The organism is Thalassospira sp. Z349TD_5, assembly GCF_056173045.1.
On record NZ_CM149654.1, the window covers coordinates 2,970,366 to 2,988,312 of the forward strand.

The window sequence follows — 17,947 nt, forward strand, 5'->3', positions numbered from 1 at the left end:
ATCGGGACAGGATTTCACCCCAACGTCAGGAGCATGACGATGAAAGTCACCAATTCATATCCGATCATCATCACCGAGAAATTCACCCAAAGCCGCGCCTTCTATAAGAAACTCGGCTTTACGCCCGTGTTTGATGGCGAATGGTACTGCCAGTTGGTCTGGGCAGACTTCCCATCGGTTCAACTGGGCCTGATGAAACCCGGCCATGACACCCAACCCGAACTGTTTCATGCCGCCACCCTTGGCGAAGGCAGTGTGATCTGCCTTGAAGTCGAAGATGCTGGTGTTGCTGCGGATGAAGTGCGCGACGCAGGATTTGAATTCGCCCTTGAAGTCCGCAATGAGCCATGGGGGCAGAAACATTTCGCACTGCTTGATCCCAATGGTGTGAGGATTGATATCGCAAGCCAGAACGGCGTGGTTGCCCCGGAATATGCCCAGCATTTTCTTGATGCCACCGACGTTGCACTGGCCTGATTGCACGGCACGACAACGAAGAAAATCACCCAATATGTGACCACTGGGGGTACGATATACGATACCCGGTATAACAGCTCGCCAACCCGGCGGGCTGTTATGTCACAAGGCCTCGGGCAAAATCGTTGATGGCGATGGCAGCATCTTTGATGTTTTGTGATTGCGTTCGGCCAGAGCTTTTGCGTGGCTTGAAATCATGGTCACCATCCGCAACCCAATGCAGGGCAATGGTGTCGGCCAAATCATACGCGGCAATTTCATCGGTCGTGCCAAACGAATCACGTGTGCCATGACAAATCAGGGTCGCTGTTTTTAAACCGGTCAGATGTTCGGTCCGCAGATTTTCGGGCTTTCCAGGTGGGTGAAACGGATAGCCAAGGCACACCAACCCGGCCACACCAAGATCATCTGCCACCATACTGGCCATGCGTCCACCCATGGATTTCCCACCAATCACCAACTTGTCCGGATCGCCCAACTGATCAACAACATCGCCAAAGAACTCCAATAAAACTGGTGCACGGTCAGGTCCCCGCTTTTTGCCATCCAGCCGACGTTTAGCCATATAGGGAAACTCAAACCGCGCAATGCGACAGCCAAGCCCGGCCAACTCACCCGCCATCTGATCCATAAACGGACTGTCCATCGGGGCACCCGCCCCATGGGCCAAAACAATGGTCAGCGGGGCATTTTCATCACCATCAAAAATGACCTGAATGTTTTCATGGCTCATAGGAGATATCCTGTAAGACTGGTAAATCCGTTTTGGCTGGAACACGCAATTTCTGACCATCGCCAATGACGTTACACAAAGATACCAACGTCGCACCGCTGACCGCCACGCCAAGGCGCGCGAGTATGTAGTATCGATTGGCTTGCCCAAATACGCCCTTGCCCAGTTCCTTCTTTTCCCATTTACGAACGCGCGACAGCACCTTTTTCGTAATCAATCTGCGCTTGTCTGCTGTAATTCCCGGATGATCGGCAAAGAAATAGGCAAGCGCAATACTGGCATCATGAATGATCTGCGCCTGATTATTCATGATCCGACCCGGCTCGTCCTCGGGACCCAAACAGACAACATGCTTGATCTGCCCCAACTTGCCGTGTGACATCAGGCGAATGAAAAGGCTATGGTCCTGCGAGAAAATTCGTGGATCACAACCTCCCGCCCGATCAAATAGATCTTTTTTAAACAGGCAATGACTGACGCGCGCGAAACCACGATCAAGCACCGTCGAAAGTGGGTCATCAAATAAAATGGTCTTAAGTGACGCAATATCGGTTTTGGGAAATACAGGCCCGGTTGCCATGTCATAGTAGTCAGCAGACCCGAAGATGAAATCAAGATCATGCGCCAGAGCATTACCCAGAAGAAGTTCTGAACAATAAGGCGCAAGAACATCGTCAGAATCAACAAGCTTGATCCAGTCACCCGTTGCAATTGAAACCGCATTATTGGTCGCAATAGCCGGACCATGGTTTGGCTGTGTGACAATGCGAACATCATCCATACCGGACGTCGCCTTGCGAATGACATCGATTGAGTTATCCGTTGACCCATCGTCGATGAAAATGAATTCGCGGTCAAACGATCCGGTTTGATTGCGCAAACTGTCAATCACGGATGGCAAGAACGGGGCCTTGTTAAAGACCGTTACGACATAGGATATCTTGGTCAATTTTTCCCCCGAACTTCGCACGCTAATCCGCAACATGAATGTTGCGAACCGCTAACTTTAGGCCAATCAATGACTAATACGAAACTTCACATGCTCTGTCCAAGCACAATCAAGTCCTCCAAGCGCCCAACTGCGATATGATTGCTAACCCCTCGATTATTCGACTTTTTTCGGGTTATACTGCGCGCGTACAGCTTATGGCGTTCCCCCACGAACGCCATAAGCTATGCAATCCGCGCCACCACGCGGACGACCTGCCTTTTGCCACCATATGAGGCGACTGCCCGTGTCATCTGATTCTGATCTGTCTGATTTTCCAAACACGCCCGAAACTACCCCGAACGAACGCATCGGTCGCCTGCCCAAAAGCCTGCAATGGTTATTGATGGTAACGGTCTCACTGGGGTTCTCGGTTCTTCTACATGAATTCCATGTGCCTGCGGCCTTGCTGCTTGGCCCGATGATCATTGGCATCATTATGGGAACCAATGGTGCGACCATTGCTACGCCAAAACCAATTTATCTTGGTGCCCAATCGGTCCTGGGCGTCATGATTGGTGGATCAATGTCCATCGGCATCCTGACATCCTTTACCCATGACTGGCCGCTGATCCTTGGGGTCACGGCCTTAACCATGATCGCAAGCAGTCTGCTTGGCTGGATACTCTGTGTGCGTCAGGTTCTTCCGGGAACCGCCGGCATTTGGGGATCATCCCCCGGTGCGGCTTCCGCAATGGTGATCATGGCCGAAGCGTTTGGTGCCGATGCCCGGCTTGTTGCCTTCATGCAATATGTTCGGGTGGTGATTGTGGTTGCAGTTGCGTCATCGATTGCCAACCTTTGGGTCGATCCGGAACTCGCTGCCGCAGCAGGCACCTATGACTGGTTTCCGGCCATTGATTACGGCCAGTTTGCCATTACCCTTGCACTGGTTGTTGGCCTGTGTGTGGCTGGCATCTATTCACGGCTGCCATCGGGTCCGCTTTTGCTTCCGATCATTATAACGACCATCCTTCACATCAACGGATGGGTCGATATCGTTCTGCCCGAATGGTTTCTTGGGTTGGCCTATGCCGCCATCGGCTGGGCTGTCGGATTGAAATTCACGCCCGCAGTAATCCGACATGCGGCATATGCCCTGCCCAAAATCCTGCTGTCAATCACTGTCCTGATTGCGTTCTGTGCAAGTATTTCAGTCCTGTTGGTGCTGTTTATGGATGTCGATCCGCTCACGGCGTATCTGGCAACCAGTCCCGGCGGACTTGATTCGGTAGCGATTATCGCCGCCAGCACCAATGTCGATCTGTCATTTATTCTGGTCCTGCAAGCCACACGTTTCTTCATGGTGCTTGCACTTGGCCCACCGCTTGCGCGGTTGATTGCGCGGCGCACCGCCAAATTCACCCCCGGCCCGGATGTACCGCTGTCCTAAACAACAACCCAGCACAAACAGCGGATGAAGTCTCACATCACAAGGATCTTGCCAACAAACCCTTCGACCCGCGCACTAAGTTCGGCTCCCTGCCCTTCGAGATTGATCGCAGCCTCACCAAGCTCGGTCGAAACCGTGGTCGCGTGATGGATGGCTTGGTTAATTTCCACAACACTGTCGCCGACCTTGCGTGCTTCTGCCACGGCAGCATCGGCATCACGTGCAACCGACATGCAGATTTCTGCCTGCTTGTCGGTCTGAATAGCTGTTGCTTCGGCGCGGTGCTGCAACCCGTCCATGGCAATGGCGATATGTTCAATATCACCCCCGGCTTTGGAAATGGCATCTGTCATGCCATGCATCCAATGGGCGATTTCCTCTGTTGCAGTGGCCGATTGCCCGGCCAGCGCCTTGACCTCTTTGGCGACAATGGAAAACCCCTTGCCTGCTTCGCCCACACGGGCCGCCTCGATGGAGGCATTTAGTCCAAGCATTTTGATCTGGGCTGCAATGGCCGCAATGCTCGACAGCATTTTTCCGGCATCAGCTGCGCGGTCCTGCAAGGCGGCAAAACCATCACGCATATCGCGTGCTTGCTGACCAATGACATGGGTGGTTTTCACCGTTTCCCCGGCGTCGCGACCAACGTTGGCCAATTCACCCTGCAAGGTTTCCATGTGATCGGCGACATTTTCGATGTTGGACAACGCACTGCTTGCGGATTGATCGATTGCCGTTCCGCAGAATTCAGTTCTTTTGTTACTATTGCCAAGAACATCAAGCGCACTGCGCATCTGACTGACGGCAGCCCCCAGCATCCCAACTGTGCCCTGCACCTGACTTTCAAAGTCCGATGCCAGTTTTTCGCGCGATTTCAAAACATCATCGCGCTCTATCACCCGGGCAACCTGCCCACCGACGAACCCCAAAAGTTCAAGAAGTTCGGCATCAAGTTTGGCAATCTCGGGGCTGAAAAACTCGATCACGGCAACGGTCTGACCACCCAGTTTCACCGGCAAGGCAAAACAGCCGCGCAATCCGTTTCGGGCCGCGCTTGTAGCGCGCAGAAATCCATCCTTTTGCGTGACATCTTCAATGCAAACAGGTTCACCGCGCACCGCGACCGTTCCAATAAGTCCTTGGCCCAGTGCAAATACCGTTTCTTCTGACTGCGTGCGAAATTCAGCAAGATCAGCCGTCGAAATGTTTCCATCAATCGACCAGATACCAGCAGATGACAAATGATCGCCATCGCGCACATAGGCATGCCCAATCGGCCATGCGCAGTAATCACATACCGCCGTAAGGATTGCCAAGATCGCACCATCACGTTCGGATGCCTCGTCTGCGACAGCCCCAACTTTGCGTAGAAGTCGCAAAACATCAGCAAGTCCCGCATCTTTGTGCGGCGAAAGACCTTGGTCATTTTCTGGGGATATGGAACGGATGAAACCGGCAAACATGACAAAACTCCGAGGCAAAACAAGCTGGCCTTTCAAACGAAAGAACCAGAAGGTTGCGCAAGCCTCGTTGCCTGCCGATCAAGATGGGAAAGATACGGCGCCGTTGCCGTCATCCACTGTTACATTAGCGTAATACTGCATACGCGAAAAGGGCAATTCGCGCATGCAGCAAAATTTATTCAATCTTCAATTGCAGCCAAGTATCACCACAGCACAACTGTTTGGCTGTCCGGACAATACGGATTACCGCAACACCCGGCGAAACACACCAGATGCCACCATCACGCCAAAGATCACCAATGCGACGGCAGCCACCAAGGCAAGGTTGCTTTCTTCACCCAGAAGAAACACGCCGCCAAGGGCGGTGAGTGCCGGAGTCATGGCCCCAAATGCCGATGCCCCGGTCGATCCGATGTGACGTACAGCAAGGCCATAGGTAATAACGGCAACACAGCCGGCCAGAAGCCCCTGTGTCACCAGCAACATCAAAACATCGCCCATTGGCGCATCGGGAATATGTGTGCCAGTGAAAAGGGCGATCACCGCAATAATGACAAAGGACCAAAAGCCGACAAAACTTGCCGCTTCAAGCGCACCAAGGCCACTTTGGCGCATCGCATGGGTATAAGATGCCCACATCAATGCCCCGGCAGACACAAGGCCATAGCCATACAGCATATCAGTACTGGCATCGCCGCCCGGCTTAAGAGCCACAAGCAACATAACCCCGACAATCACCGCACCATATCCGGCAAGTCGGACACGGCCGGGCCGTTCGCCAAACAGGACAATCGCGATTAAAACCGCCCAGATCGCCATCACACCGGGCAACAAAATCCCGACATGACTTGCCGGAACGAACTGTAATGCACTGGCAACCATCAGGGTGTAAAATGCACCAGACCCGATCAACATCAACAGCCCATTGATCAAGGACAATCCCTTTGGCCAGATGCCCTTTCTGATCCAGATTGGGCAGAGCAGGACAAAAGGTACGACAAAGCGTAAAAGCCCAATATCAACGGCAGTAAAGCTTGACGTCATTGCATAACGTGTCGCAATCAGCCAACCGGCCCAGATAAACACCGTCGCCAATGCAGACGTTACACCGACCATACGGCTTTCTGTCGCGCCAGAAGCAGAAAGCGCAGAAGTTTCAGACATATCACTGTTCCCGATAGGGGGTTGATTTTGACCAAATCAGACCACGCACCCCCAATATCTGCAAGTCCCTTTGACCACGGGTCAGCTATGCACAGTTGCGTACACTTCTTATGTGTCGATGAAACAGTTATAGTTACGCGTGTTGTTCAAATTCTTTTTGGAACGCTTATGTCACCTATTGAAAAACTTGGTAAAGATCACCTCAATCCGTTCATACTTCTGTTGACCGGAACAATTTGTGGCGCGACAGCTACTTTGATTTGGTCAAGCCAGATAGAAACCGAACAACTGGTTGCCCTAGCAATGCAAGCATCAACACCTTTGATTGCGTTGGCTGGTATTATGATTGCTATCCGCAATGTTGACCGGACCTTGGCGCAACAAAGTCGCCAAAGAGAAGAAGAGATCGAGCGAGAGAAAACTGACCGGAATGTTCGCGCAAAGGTTGATCTGATAAACCTTCCCTTAGCTCTATCCGAACTAACCCGACATTGCAGTGAAGTAGTCTATGAATTAAAGCCTCTACTACACCATCTGCAATATGACTTTGAGAAACCAATATCTATAGATCGTCCCAAAGAATTGTCCTTCGAACTACCGGAACGTCTTGGGAAAATTATTCTTCACCAGCCACCAACCATACAAACCGCAGTCCTTCAGATTGGTTCCGAAATTCAGGTTACAGCCGCGCGATTGCAGCGCCTCGTTGATCTGCTAGCGATGAGAACTGAAAGTGCCAATAACAACGATAACACGCGAAAGCTAGGAATGCTCAAGAGTCTAGTCACAGACTATGTGATACTGCAAAGCAGATGCATTGCACTTTTTGAAGTTGCGCGCGGCGCCCCATTAGAAAATGGTGAACCTCTTACGCCAACAGCAGAACACATCCATGAAGCACTTTACAGTTGCGACGTCGCTCAAGAAAAACAGATTCGGGAAGAAGCATTTAATAGATTTCCGCTTCTGCGAGACAAGGATCACTGAAATTCTTCAAGAAACTCAGTGATCCTTCAACAATCCTATATGCCAAATTCGGCAAAGAAGTCATTGCCTTTATCATCAATCACAATGAAGGCCGGGAAATCTTCGACTTCTATTTTCCAAACGGCTTCCATACCCAGTTCGGGATACTCGTGGACCTCGACCTTTTTAATGCAGTCTTGTGCCAACCGGGCCGCCGGACCACCGATGGAGCCAAGGTAGAACCCGCCATATTTGTTGCAGGCATCTTTAACCTGCTTGGACCGGTTCCCCTTTGCCAGCATAACGAACGAACCACCCGCAGCCTGGAACTGTTCGACATAGGCGTCCATACGACCCGCCGTGGTCGGACCGAACGATCCGGATGGCATGCCTTCGGGCGTTTTGGCCGGACCTGCATAATAAACCGGATGGTTTTTGAGGTATTCTGGCATTTCCTCACCGGCATCAAGGCGTTCCTTGATTTTGGCATGCGCGATGTCACGCGCAACAATCACGGTACCGCTGAGCGACAGACGGGTTTTAACCGAATAACCCGAAAGCTGTTTACGGATTGCATCCATCGGACGGTTCAGGTCAACCTTGACCACTTCGTCTTCAAGATGTTCGTCCGTCACATGCGGAAGATATTTCGCCGGATCATGTTCCAGATCCTCGATAAAGATACCGTCCTTGGTGATTTTACCCAAAATCTGACGGTCGGCAGAGCACGAAACCCCAAGCCCGACCGGGCAGCTTGCACCATGGCGCGGCAGGCGGATGACGCGCACATCATGGCAAAAATACTTGCCGCCGAACTGTGCGCCAATGCCCATTTCGCGGGTCATCTCAAGAACCTTCTGTTCCCACTCAAGATCGCGATAGGCCTGACCATGGTCGCCGCCCTCGGTCGGAAGGCTGTCGTAATAGCGTGCCGAACCCATTTTCACGGTCTTAAGGCAGGCCTCAGCCGAGGTTCCGCCAATCACAATCGACAGGTGATACGGCGGACAGGCTGACGTGCCCAAAGTGCGGATTTTTTCGTCCAAAAACTTCCGCAGGCCTTCCGGGTTCAAAAGTGCCTTGGTCTGCTGAAACAGGAAGGTCTTGTTGGCCGAACCGCCGCCCTTTGCCATGAACATGAATTTATATTCATCGCCCGTGGTCGCATAAAGGTCGATCTGTGCCGGAAGGTTCGACCCGGTGTTCTTTTCTTCGAACATATTAAGCGGGGACACCTGCGAGAAACGCAGATTGTGTTTCTGATAGGCCTGCCAGATGCCCTTTGACAGGGCTTCTTCATCAGAACCATCGGTGATGACCTTGCCACCACGTTTGCCCATGACAATCGCGGTACCGGTGTCCTGACACATCGGCAAAACACCACCGGATGCGATAGACGCGTTTTTCAAAAGATCCATGGCCACGAATTTGTCGTTCGGGGTGGCTTCGTCGTCATCAAGGATTTTGCGCAGCTGTGCGAGGTGCCCCGGACGCAAAAGGTGCGAGCAATCAAAAAATGCCTGAAGCGTTAGCTTTTCAATCGCTTCGGGTTCGACTTTCAAATAGGTCTCGCCATTAACATCAACGGTCGAAACACCTTCATCCCCGATTTTACGGTACGGGGTGGTGTCCTTACCCAGATCGAACATGGGTTTATAGACAAAATCATTCATGGGAAGGTTCTCGTCTCTCTCAAAAACACGGTGGGTCTATTTTTATTTGGGCATTTCATAGCGCCAATCGTGAAAAAATTCCACGATACATTCGCCTAACAACACAGGATCCAGGTTACGGGAAATCAAACCGGAAAATATGTCCCGAACGGCGCCAAAGAAAAAAGGAGCAGAAATGAACCTGCCCCTTTTGGGAATTCTTATTTTTTACGAAACGCATCCAATGCGATGACTTCGCCCGTTTCACTTGCGTCGGGTTTCGGTTTTTTGCGCGATTTGGACGGTTCGGCGACCAATGTTGGTGCGCCACCATCGTCTTCGATCAGGTCGGCATCAAGATCATCGTCTTCGTCATAATCGAAATCCGCATCGTCCATTTCTTCTTCGACGCTAAAGGTCAGCATGAAGTTGGCGGACGGGTCGACAAAGGCCAGCATCGCATCAAACGGAACAACCAAAGTCGTTGGCATGCCATCAAAGCTCATGCCGACCGAAAAATGATCGTCTTCAGACTTCAGATCCCAGAAACGATGCTGCAAGACAACCGTGATGTTATCAGGGTGTGCCTTGCGCTGACCTTCCGGAAGGGCAACGCCGGGATGATTGGTCTGGAAGGTGATGTAATAGTGATGCTCGCCGAAAAGGCCTTCTTCGGCCACGCGCGCAAGGATTTCTTTCACCACGCCGCGCAGCGCCTGATCGACCATAAGATCGTAACGAAATTCTTCCGGTTTCTGCATCAGTAATCCTGTATCTGGCGGGCGCACCGCCGAAGTGCGGTCCATCCCGTCATTATAATATAGCATTAGATCACGCTGTATACATATCACAACGTGTTCGATCAGGGTTTGATCCCTAAACTCTATTCATAACGAAGCGGGAAAGAAATACAAGAGTGGGGCGTTCTGTTGCTAGGTGCCCCGTCCCCCACCAAATTACCGCTCCCGGCAACCGGAATTTCGCTTTGGTGCTAGTGCCGCTTACGCAGCAACAGCTACCGGAGCATTGTTGTCGTTTGCATTTACAAACATTAGCCCGATAACGGTGGTACCATGCCGAGCGCCAACAGAGGCTTTTACTACACACGTCGATCCTATTTCGGCCCCAACATCTTCGCCTGAGTCGGACGAAGTCAAAGTTTGAAAGTTGGTGGAGCCGCCGGGTACCGCCCCCGGGTCCGTAATGTCTATTCTGCCAAGTCGTGTAACGCCATAGTCAGGTTGCCCCGACAGCCCCTATATAGGTCATTCACCCCTTGCCACACAAGGGGAATTGGCAATTTTTTTTAAGCAAACAACGCGAAATCGGCCGCCCGATCCACCTGTGTCTGCACGGCTTGCCGAGCTGCCTGTACCTGACTATGCTGCCCCAAACACGATTCCGAAGAACAGGACACAGCATGCAGCAATATCTCGATCTGATGCGGATGGTGCGCGACACTGGCACGCACAAGGAAGACCGTACCGGAACTGGCACGATATCGGTCTTCGGTCACCAGATGCGGTTTGACCTTTCCAAAGGTTTCCCGATGGTCACCACCAAGAAGCTGCATCTCAAATCCATTGTTCACGAATTACTGTGGTTCCTTGACGGCGATACCAATGTCAAATACCTGCAAGACAATGGGGTGCGCATCTGGAACGAATGGGCCGATAAAAACGGCGATCTTGGCCCGGTTTATGGGGGACAGTGGCGGTCATGGCAGGGCGCAAACGGACAGACCATTGACCAGATCACCGGCCTGATTGACCAGATCAAAAACAATCCCGATTCCCGACGCCTGATTGTCTCAGCATGGAATGTTGCCGATGTGCCAAACATGGCGCTGCCGCCGTGCCATTGCCTGTTCCAGTTCTATGTCGCGGACGGCAAGCTTTCATGCCAGCTCTATCAGCGCAGTGCGGATATCTTCCTTGGCGTGCCGTTCAACATCGCGTCCTATGCGCTTTTGACCATGATGATTGCGCAAGTATGCGACCTTGAAGTTGGCGATTTCGTCCATACGCTGGGCGATGCGCATCTTTATACCAACCATCTTGAACAGGTCGAATTGCAGCTGTCGCGCGAAACGCGCCCGCTTCCGACCATGAAGATCAATCCCGATGTGAAGTCGATCTTTGATTTCAAGTTTGATGATTTTGAACTGGTCGGCTATGACCCGCACCCGCATATTGCCGGCAAGGTTGCGGTGTGATGACGGATCAAAAGATCGAACGCGTTGCCGTGGTGGCCGCGGCCGCCAATGGTGCGATTGGCAAAGATGGCTGGATGCCGTGGGAATTGCCCGACGACCTGAAACGGTTTAAGGCGCTGACCCTTGGCAAGCCGATGATCATGGGACGTGTGACATTTGAAGCCATTGGGCGTCCCCTTCCTAAACGTGTCACCATCGTTGTCACGCGTGACACTGACTGGTCATTTGATCATGAAAACGTGCGCGTTTGTCACGATGTCGAAAGTGCCATCAAGCTGGGCGACGAAATCGCCAAAGCCGATGGTGTAAACGAAGTTATCATTGCCGGGGGTGCGCAGATTTATCATCTTGCCCTGCCCTATACGACGCGCTTTGAGCTGACCGAGGTCCATGCTGATATTGACGGCGACACCTTCCTTGATCCGCTGCCTGCCGATCAGTGGCAAGAATCGAGCCGACATAAAATCAATAATCCGGATGGCCCGGACTACAGCTTTGTCACCCTTGATCGCACGACAAATTGATGACGGCATGCCATCACCCTGACATCTGGAATTTTTCAATTATCACATGTCGATAGCTTGATTGGCGGCATGTTTTCTTTTGCCAGCTATATGCTTAACCTATCCCGACTGAGTTGATACCATCAGCGCAGAGTTGATTTTCAGCACCACAAGTTACATCTTTCTCTGTATTACAGAACACTTGTTCCAGAGACAGCTCGCAACCAAGGAACTGCCATGCCTCGCCCACGCGCGTTTGACGAAGAAAGCGTTCTTGATAACGCCATGAACATTTTCTGGAGCAAGGGATTTGAATCAACCTCGGTTCAGGACCTTGTCGACGAGACTGGGCTCAACCGTGCGAGCATGTACTCAAGCTTTGGCGACAAGAAGGCGCTTTTCCTGCGTGTGCTTGATCATTACAGCCTGAAAATCAGTTCCAAGCGGTTTGCCAAGCTGCGTGAAACCGAGGATGGTCGGGCGGCAATTGTCACAACCTTCAAAGACACCACCAGACACAGTTGTGAAGATGGCCATCTTAAAGGCTGTCTGATGGTTAATTCTGGCATGGAGCTGGCCCCGCATGATGCCGAAACGGCGGCAATCGCCCAGCAGGCTTTTCGCCGGGTCGAAGACATGTTCGCCAACGCACTGAAGCGCGGCATAAATGCCGACACGATTTCAGCCGATAAAAACGTCCGCGCACTGGCACGCTTTTTTGCAGGCTCGATACAAGGCGTGCATTTGATGGCCCGCCGGGGTGCCGACCGTGAAACAATCGAAGATTACACCGATACCATTCTGGCCGTACTCGACTGATCTGTTGTGCCCAAGTTGCGAACGCCAGAATAACAAACCCCAGTGATTTCACATCAGACTGATCACGGTTGAGTGATGGCAAGAAATTCTGGTTGCCGTTTTTAAACGATCATTCCAGTATAAACCCCATCAATCAAATATATCCGTTATGAGGACCGAAAATGTCTGTAATCACACCGCTTGTTCCGCGCCAAAAAGTCCCGTCCCTTTCCGTACCACTGGTTGGTGGTGGCACCTGGTCCCTTGCGGATCAGAGCCCGGAAAATTTCACCATGGTTGTCTTCTACCGTGGTCTGCATTGCCCGATCTGCGGCAAATATCTTAAGGACCTTGATAACAAGCTCGAAGATTTTGCCAAACGGGGCGTGAATGTTGTGGTGTTGTCCTCGGACGCCGAAGACCGCGCAATCACAGCCAAGGAAAAATGGGGCCTTGAGAATGTTGATCTTGGATATGGTCTAAGCCTTGAGAAAGCACGGGAATGGGGTCTTTACATCTCGACCTCAAACGGTGTGACGTCTTCGGGTTTTGAAGAACCCGCATTGTTTTCCGAGCCGGGCCTTTTCCTCGTCCGCCCGGATGGAACGCTTTATTTCGGCACGGTCCAGACCATGCCATTCGCCCGTCCGGCCTTTGCCGAAATTCTTGGCGCACTTGATTTCGTCATTGCCAAAAATTATCCGGCACGCGGCGAAGTTATTGATCATACTAATCCCTGATCGCGCACCAAAACGGTCTTAAAAACACAAAGAGCCGGTTCCATGTCGCAGGAACCGGCCCTTTTATTCATCATACAATTACGTTGAAATGATTATCCCGCCATCGCTGCCGCAAAATATGGCGCGTCCAGTTCCTGCGCGCGCTGGTATGCCGGGCGGGCATCAATCCGGGCGATATAGGCCTCAAAGACAGGATCCTTTGGCAGAATACCAAACATGCACCCAAACCGGATCGTTGCGCCTAACACAACATCAACTGTCGTGAATTTTTGACCAAGCACCCACGGATCGGCTTTGCCCACAACATCAAGCAGGATCGGCATCAGCGTTTCCCAGTTCCGATAGGAATTCTGACTGCAATCTTCTGCTTCATACTGACGGACCCGGTCGATAAAGGCCGGTTCAATGGTGGCGGGTGAAAAGAACAACCAACGCAGATAGTCCCCACGGATCGGATCATCAACCGCCGGGGCCAATCCGGCCTCTGGATATGCATCCGCCAGATAACAGCAAATTGCCGCCGCCTCGGTCACGACCGTATCGCCATGCACGATGGTTGGCACTTTGCCCAGCGGGTTGATCGCAAGGTATTCTGACGTCTGTCCTTCGCCCTTACGGAGGTCGAGCATTTTGACATCAAACTCAATGCCAAGCTCGAGTAACATCCAGTGCACCGTGCTGCTGCGTGACGGGACAGCATGATAAAATGTCAGCTTGCGGTCTGATATCATTCCTGAGGCTCCTGCTCATATTGTCGGGTTCAAACGTGGCTTGCTGGCCGCATAGTGCAGCCCGTTTAAACGCAATGTAAACAGTGTGCTACGCAGGCTCCTGACAGCAGTATGTCAGGACGCCATCAGAAACGCATAAGATTGCGCACCAACAAATAATCAGTTCTTTCGGGCGTCCAAATCCATGTCATCACCATCGCCTTTACGGTGGCGTAACACCAGCCATGCCCCAACCAATGTTAGGGCAGCCATGCCAAACCATGTCAGGGCATACATCAAATGGTTGTTCGGGAAACTGATTTTGGTTAAGCCCCCTACCGGCAGTTTTCCTGGATTATTCTTGCCATCGGCGTCGATGAAGTAAGGTGCCACACGGTCCGGATCAAGGCCGCGCTTGATCGCCATTGCCCGCACATCGCGCGAATACCACCGATCTTCCTGCGGCACATTATCACGGATAAAGGTACCGCCCGGCTCGTCCAGACGCAAAAGACCGGTGACGCGGGTTTGACCTTCAATCATGCCTTCAGGTCGCGTGGCGCGATCACGGTGGTCCGAGGGAACAAAGCCACGGTTGATCATAATGATTGTCCCGTCCACACGCGCCATCGGCGTAATCACCCAATATCCAGCCCCATAATCGGTTGCGGCGTAGACATGACTTTCAAGGTCATTGCGATAGGTTCCAAGCACCATGACCTTGCGATATTCATCGCGATCACGCGTGACATTTCCCCAGTCGTCCTGATCCGGAGCGGTCACCGGATCACCCTGCACACGGGCATCAACCCGCTCAATCAGATCAAGCTTCCACGCCCGGCGTTCAACCTGCCAGTAGCCAAGGCCAAAGAAACCTGAAAACAGGACCACCGCAAGCAATACCACCACCGCACGTGTGACCATCGACGGACCCTTTGTGGATCGGTCATGCCGGTTTTCAGAAACGTGGCTTTGCGTCATGGCGCTGTCTTTCAGAACGGTGGTGTAAACTGGCATCCGGTGCGAACAAAAAAGGGCGCGATACCAGTTAAAGTATCGCGCCCCCTATTGATATCAAGCTTTGATCTAGCCGAAGCTTTTGATCATGTCATGATCCATCTGCGGCATCATGTTGGTATTAAGGTGATGCATCACCCACAGCGACCCGGCGATGGCAATCGCAACGATCACAAGGGTAAAGATCAACGCCAGCACGTTCCAGCCACCTTCGGATTTGGTGTTCATGTGCAGGAAACAGACCATGTGGACCACGATCTGGATCACACCAAGTCCCATGATCCAAAGGGCGGTCGCCATCTTGCTGTCAAGAACACCGTCCATCACCAGCCAGAATGGGACAGCGGTCAAAATAACCGACAGGATGAACCCAATCAGATAGCTTTTGAAAGAGCCGTGAGAAGCCCCGTCGCCGTGGTGATCGTCATGTGCTTGGGTATGTGCACTCATCCCAGAACTCCCAGAAGATATACAACAGAGAAGACACCGATCCAGATCACGTCAAGGAAGTGCCAGAACATCGACAGGCACATCAGGCGACGTCTGTTTGCCGGGATCAAACCATGCTTGGACACCTGAACCATCAGGGTCACGAGCCAGATAATACCGAACGTCACGTGCAGACCATGGGTCGCAACCAGCGTGTAGAAGGACGACAGGAAACCACTGCGCATCGGGGTTGCCCCCAAGTGCCACAAGTGATGGAACTCATAAATTTCCAACCCGACAAAGGCCACACCGAACAGGCCGGTGATTGCCAGCCAAATCTGTGTCCCTGCAATTTTGCCCTTCGCCATCGCCAGCATGGCAAAGCCATAGGTGATCGAGGAGAACAGCAGCATCGATGTGTTGATCGCCACCAGACCAAGATCAAACAGGTCTGTCGGCGATGGCCCGGCCGCATAATTGCGACCGAGAACGCCATGGGTTGCAAACAGGATCGCAAAGATGAGGCAATCGCTCATCAGATAAATCCAGAAGCCAAGCATCGTCCCGGTTTCGGGGTGATGCTCTTCCTTCAGGTAAAAGACCGGCGCTTCGGTCTGTGCGGCAGTATTATTCGCCATTGTCATTCCTTTACGCCTGCTGCTTTGCCAGAAGGGCTGTTCGTTCGGCTTCGGTTTCCACAACTTCAGCAGCCGGGATATGGTAATCACGGTTGTAGTTGAAGGTATGCGCAATTGCACCGCCGATCAGTGCAATGAAGCTTGCAACCACAAGCCACCAGATATGCCAGATCAACGCGAAACCAAGGACAAGTGAAATCGCAGCCAGAATAAATCCAGCGCCGGTGTTTTTCGGCATATGGATATCCAGGAAGCCATCCGTCGGACGGACATAACCGCGTTTTTTCATGTCGGCCCATGCATCGAGGTCATGGACAACCGGTGTAAAGGCGAAGTTGTAAGCCGGAGGCGGTGACGACGTCGACCACTCCAACGTACGCCCACCCCACGGGTCACCGGTTTCATCGCGAAGCTTGTCACGTTTGATTACCGCAACAACAATCGACATGATGAACGAACCGATACCACCGGCAATCAAAAGCGCACCAAAAGCGGCAATGATGAACCAGATCTGAAGCGACGGATCGTCAAACTGGCTCATACGGCGGGTAATCCCCATCAGGCCAAGAACGTATAGCGGCATGAAGGCAAAGTAGAAACCAATGGTCCACAGCCAGAACGACATCTTACCCCAGAATTCATCGAGCTTGAAGCCGAACGCTTTGGGGAACCAATAAACGATCCCTGCAAACATCCCAAATACCACGCCACCGATGATGACGTTGTGGAAATGCGCAATCAAGAACAGGCTGTTATGCAGGACGAAGTCAGCAGGCGGAACCGCGAGCATCACGCCGGTCATGCCACCGATCACAAACGTCAGCATAAACCCGATTGTCCACAGCATCGGCACATCAAAGCTGATGCGGCCCTTGTACATGGTGAACAACCAGTTGAAGACTTTTGCACCGGTCGGGATCGAAATGATCATGGTGGTAATGCCAAAGAAGGCATTCACACTGGCACCTGAACCCATGGTGAAGAAGTGGTGCAGCCAAACGATGTAAGACAGGATGGTAATAACCACGGTGGCATACACCATCGAGCTATAGCCAAACAAACGTTTACGGCAGAAGGTTGACACAACTTCGGAAAACACACCAAACGCCGGCAGGATCAGGATGTAAACTTCTGGGTGACCCCAGATCCAGATCAAGTTGATATACATCATGGCGTTGCCGCCAAGGTCGTTGGTGAAGAAGTTGGTATCGGCGTAGCGATCAAGTCCGAGCAGAACCAGAACAGCCGTCAGAACCGGGAACGCGGCAACAATCAGAATGTTGGTGCAAAGCGAGGTCCAGGTAAAGACCGGCATTTTCATCATGCTCATGCCCGGTGCACGCATCTTAACAATGGTCACAATCAGGTTCACACCCGACAGCAACGTCCCGACACCGGCAATCTGCAGGGCCCAGATATAATAGTCGACCCCGACCCCCGGACTGTACACGATGTCAGACAGCGGCGGATACGCCAGCCAGCCGGTCGTCGCAAACTCACCGACAAACAATGACACCATCACCAGTGCTGCACCGCATGTAGTCATCCAGAAGCTGAAATTATTCAGGAACGGGAAGGCAACGTCACGTGCACCGATCTGCAACGGCACAACAAAGTTCATTAGACCGGTCACCAGCGGCATCGCCACAAAGAAGATCATGATCACGCCGTGGGCGGTAAAGATCTGATCATAATGGTGCGGCGGAAGAAAACCTTCCGACCCGCCAAAGGCCATCGCTTGCTGGGCACGCATCATAAGGGCATCGGAAAAACCACGCAGCAGCATGATGATTGCCAGAATGATGTACATGATGCCGATTTTTTTGTGGTCAATCGACGTGATCCACTCGTTCCAGAGATATCCCCAGAGGCGGAAATAAGTAATACCGCCAACAACAGCAATACCACCCAAAGCCACGGCCGCGAACGTCACCACCAGGATCGGTTCGTGGAACGGGAGTGAATCAAGTGACAGCCGGCCAAATATGAAATTCAAAAGGTCCGGATTGGAGAACATCGGATTACTCTTCTTTTAAAAGCAGCAAGACACCGGCTGGCCGG

At 52.2% G+C, this 17,947-nt stretch carries 18 protein-coding genes and 1 other RNA gene; 7 read left to right on the top strand and 12 right to left on the bottom strand.

Features of this window, described 5'->3' with window-relative positions:
• Positions 1–39 precede the first annotated feature (39 nt).
• Positions 40–477, top strand: coding sequence for a VOC family protein (locus tag AC0VXT_RS13795; RefSeq protein WP_475545875.1), 438 nt, complete (start codon positions 40–42; stop codon positions 475–477).
• Positions 478–574: 97 nt separating this feature from the next.
• Here AC0VXT_RS13795 and AC0VXT_RS13800 read toward each other — a convergent pair whose 3' ends face one another.
• A complete protein-coding gene (locus AC0VXT_RS13800; protein WP_475545876.1) occupies positions 575–1,210 on the bottom strand; it encodes an alpha/beta family hydrolase in 636 nt (211 codons plus the stop codon).
• Positions 1,200–2,159, bottom strand: coding sequence for a glycosyltransferase family 2 protein (locus tag AC0VXT_RS13805; protein WP_475545877.1), 960 nt, complete (start codon positions 2,157–2,159; stop codon positions 1,200–1,202). Before AC0VXT_RS13805 ends, AC0VXT_RS13800 begins: the two co-directional genes overlap by 11 nt.
• A gap of 286 nt (positions 2,160–2,445) precedes the next feature.
• Here AC0VXT_RS13805 and AC0VXT_RS13810 point away from each other — a divergent pair, with 286 nt between their 5' ends.
• Positions 2,446–3,591, top strand: coding sequence for an AbrB family transcriptional regulator (locus AC0VXT_RS13810; protein WP_475545878.1), 1,146 nt, complete (start codon positions 2,446–2,448; stop codon positions 3,589–3,591).
• A gap of 32 nt (positions 3,592–3,623) precedes the next feature.
• On the opposite strand, the gene AC0VXT_RS13815 is transcribed toward AC0VXT_RS13810, so the two are convergent.
• The gene (locus AC0VXT_RS13815) at positions 3,624–5,054 is read right to left on the bottom strand and encodes a methyl-accepting chemotaxis protein (RefSeq protein WP_475545879.1); all 1,431 of its coding nucleotides are present in this window, start codon (positions 5,052–5,054) and stop codon (positions 3,624–3,626) included.
• 243 nt (positions 5,055–5,297) lie between these two features.
• Positions 5,298–6,218, bottom strand: coding sequence for a DMT family transporter (locus AC0VXT_RS13820; RefSeq protein ID WP_475545880.1), 921 nt, complete (start codon positions 6,216–6,218; stop codon positions 5,298–5,300).
• A 168-nt stretch (positions 6,219–6,386) separates the two neighbouring features.
• On the opposite strand from AC0VXT_RS13820, the gene AC0VXT_RS13825 reads away from it, so the two are divergent.
• Complete coding sequence (locus AC0VXT_RS13825) at positions 6,387–7,205, top strand: hypothetical protein (protein WP_475545881.1); 819 nt, start codon at positions 6,387–6,389, stop codon at positions 7,203–7,205.
• A 35-nt stretch (positions 7,206–7,240) separates the two neighbouring features.
• Here the strand turns inward: AC0VXT_RS13825 and AC0VXT_RS13830 are convergent, their stop codons facing one another.
• The 3 genes from AC0VXT_RS13830 to ssrA form a co-directional block, all read right to left on the bottom strand.
• Positions 7,241–8,857, bottom strand: coding sequence for a fumarate hydratase (locus tag AC0VXT_RS13830; protein WP_475545882.1), 1,617 nt, complete (start codon positions 8,855–8,857; stop codon positions 7,241–7,243).
• Positions 8,858–9,057: 200 nt separating this feature from the next.
• Positions 9,058–9,597 carry an SspB family protein gene (locus AC0VXT_RS13835; RefSeq protein ID WP_101304173.1) on the bottom strand — a complete coding sequence of 180 codons (540 nt, stop codon included), beginning with the start codon at positions 9,595–9,597 and terminating at the stop codon, positions 9,058–9,060.
• Between the two features lie 154 nt (positions 9,598–9,751).
• Positions 9,752–10,127: a transfer-messenger RNA gene (gene ssrA / locus AC0VXT_RS13840) on the bottom strand.
• A 129-nt stretch (positions 10,128–10,256) separates the two neighbouring features.
• Between ssrA and AC0VXT_RS13845 the strand changes: the two genes are divergently transcribed.
• The 4 genes from AC0VXT_RS13845 to AC0VXT_RS13860 all read left to right on the top strand — a co-directional run bounded on the left by AC0VXT_RS13845 (position 10,257) and on the right by AC0VXT_RS13860 (position 13,092).
• Complete coding sequence (locus AC0VXT_RS13845; RefSeq protein ID WP_475545883.1) at positions 10,257–11,051, top strand: thymidylate synthase; 795 nt, start codon at positions 10,257–10,259, stop codon at positions 11,049–11,051.
• Positions 11,051–11,575 carry a dihydrofolate reductase gene (locus tag AC0VXT_RS13850; protein ID WP_475545884.1) on the top strand — a complete coding sequence of 175 codons (525 nt, stop codon included), beginning with the start codon at positions 11,051–11,053 and terminating at the stop codon, positions 11,573–11,575. Before AC0VXT_RS13845 ends, AC0VXT_RS13850 begins: the two co-directional genes overlap by 1 nt.
• A 216-nt stretch (positions 11,576–11,791) precedes the next feature.
• Complete coding sequence (locus AC0VXT_RS13855) at positions 11,792–12,373, top strand: TetR/AcrR family transcriptional regulator (protein ID WP_475545885.1); 582 nt, start codon at positions 11,792–11,794, stop codon at positions 12,371–12,373.
• Between the two features lie 161 nt (positions 12,374–12,534).
• A complete protein-coding gene (locus AC0VXT_RS13860; RefSeq protein ID WP_475545886.1) occupies positions 12,535–13,092 on the top strand; it encodes a peroxiredoxin-like family protein in 558 nt (185 codons plus the stop codon).
• 92 nt (positions 13,093–13,184) lie between these two features.
• Here AC0VXT_RS13860 and AC0VXT_RS13865 read toward each other — a convergent pair whose 3' ends face one another.
• The 5 genes from AC0VXT_RS13865 to cyoB all read right to left on the bottom strand — a co-directional run bounded on the left by AC0VXT_RS13865 (position 13,185) and on the right by cyoB (position 17,903).
• Entirely contained in the window at positions 13,185–13,823 is a 639-nt protein-coding gene (locus AC0VXT_RS13865; protein WP_475545887.1) for a glutathione S-transferase family protein, read from the bottom strand.
• Between the two features lie 159 nt (positions 13,824–13,982).
• Positions 13,983–14,783: an SURF1 family protein gene (locus AC0VXT_RS13870; protein WP_475545888.1), complete on the bottom strand. Its 801-nt coding sequence runs from the start codon at positions 14,781–14,783 to the stop codon at positions 13,983–13,985.
• Between the two features lie 105 nt (positions 14,784–14,888).
• Positions 14,889–15,269 (bottom strand): cytochrome o ubiquinol oxidase subunit IV, encoded by a 381-nt coding sequence (locus AC0VXT_RS13875; RefSeq protein ID WP_276653941.1) that lies wholly within the window; start codon positions 15,267–15,269, stop codon positions 14,889–14,891.
• Positions 15,266–15,886, bottom strand: coding sequence for a cytochrome o ubiquinol oxidase subunit III (cyoC, locus tag AC0VXT_RS13880; RefSeq protein ID WP_475545889.1), 621 nt, complete (start codon positions 15,884–15,886; stop codon positions 15,266–15,268). Before cyoC ends, AC0VXT_RS13875 begins: the two co-directional genes overlap by 4 nt.
• 10 nt (positions 15,887–15,896) lie before the next feature.
• Entirely contained in the window at positions 15,897–17,903 is a 2,007-nt protein-coding gene (gene cyoB / locus AC0VXT_RS13885) for a cytochrome o ubiquinol oxidase subunit I (RefSeq protein WP_276653943.1), read from the bottom strand.
• Positions 17,904–17,947 lie beyond the last annotated feature (44 nt).

What these genes read in the sequence shown, in the direction of transcription:
- AC0VXT_RS13795 (WP_475545875.1), top strand. Translation starts at nt 40, where the DNA reads ATGAAAGTCACCAATTCATATCCGATCATCATCACCGAGAAATTCACC.
- AC0VXT_RS13800 (WP_475545876.1), bottom strand. Translation starts at nt 1,210, where the DNA reads ATGAGCCATGAAAACATTCAGGTCATTTTTGATGGTGATGAAAATGCC.
- AC0VXT_RS13815 (WP_475545879.1), bottom strand. Translation starts at nt 5,054, where the DNA reads ATGTTTGCCGGTTTCATCCGTTCCATATCCCCAGAAAATGACCAAGGT.
- AC0VXT_RS13820 (WP_475545880.1), bottom strand. Translation starts at nt 6,218, where the DNA reads ATGTCTGAAACTTCTGCGCTTTCTGCTTCTGGCGCGACAGAAAGCCGT.
- AC0VXT_RS13825 (WP_475545881.1), top strand. Translation starts at nt 6,387, where the DNA reads ATGTCACCTATTGAAAAACTTGGTAAAGATCACCTCAATCCGTTCATA.
- AC0VXT_RS13830 (WP_475545882.1), bottom strand. Translation starts at nt 8,857, where the DNA reads ATGAATGATTTTGTCTATAAACCCATGTTCGATCTGGGTAAGGACACC.
- AC0VXT_RS13835 (WP_101304173.1), bottom strand. Translation starts at nt 9,597, where the DNA reads ATGCAGAAACCGGAAGAATTTCGTTACGATCTTATGGTCGATCAGGCG.
- AC0VXT_RS13845 (WP_475545883.1), top strand. Translation starts at nt 10,257, where the DNA reads ATGCAGCAATATCTCGATCTGATGCGGATGGTGCGCGACACTGGCACG.
- AC0VXT_RS13850 (WP_475545884.1), top strand. Translation starts at nt 11,051, where the DNA reads ATGACGGATCAAAAGATCGAACGCGTTGCCGTGGTGGCCGCGGCCGCC.
- AC0VXT_RS13855 (WP_475545885.1), top strand. Translation starts at nt 11,792, where the DNA reads ATGCCTCGCCCACGCGCGTTTGACGAAGAAAGCGTTCTTGATAACGCC.
- AC0VXT_RS13860 (WP_475545886.1), top strand. Translation starts at nt 12,535, where the DNA reads ATGTCTGTAATCACACCGCTTGTTCCGCGCCAAAAAGTCCCGTCCCTT.
- AC0VXT_RS13865 (WP_475545887.1), bottom strand. Translation starts at nt 13,823, where the DNA reads ATGATATCAGACCGCAAGCTGACATTTTATCATGCTGTCCCGTCACGC.
- AC0VXT_RS13870 (WP_475545888.1), bottom strand. Translation starts at nt 14,783, where the DNA reads ATGACGCAAAGCCACGTTTCTGAAAACCGGCATGACCGATCCACAAAG.
- AC0VXT_RS13875 (WP_276653941.1), bottom strand. Translation starts at nt 15,269, where the DNA reads ATGAGTGCACATACCCAAGCACATGACGATCACCACGGCGACGGGGCT.
- cyoC (WP_475545889.1), bottom strand. Translation starts at nt 15,886, where the DNA reads ATGGCGAATAATACTGCCGCACAGACCGAAGCGCCGGTCTTTTACCTG.
- cyoB (WP_276653943.1), bottom strand. Translation starts at nt 17,903, where the DNA reads ATGTTCTCCAATCCGGACCTTTTGAATTTCATATTTGGCCGGCTGTCA.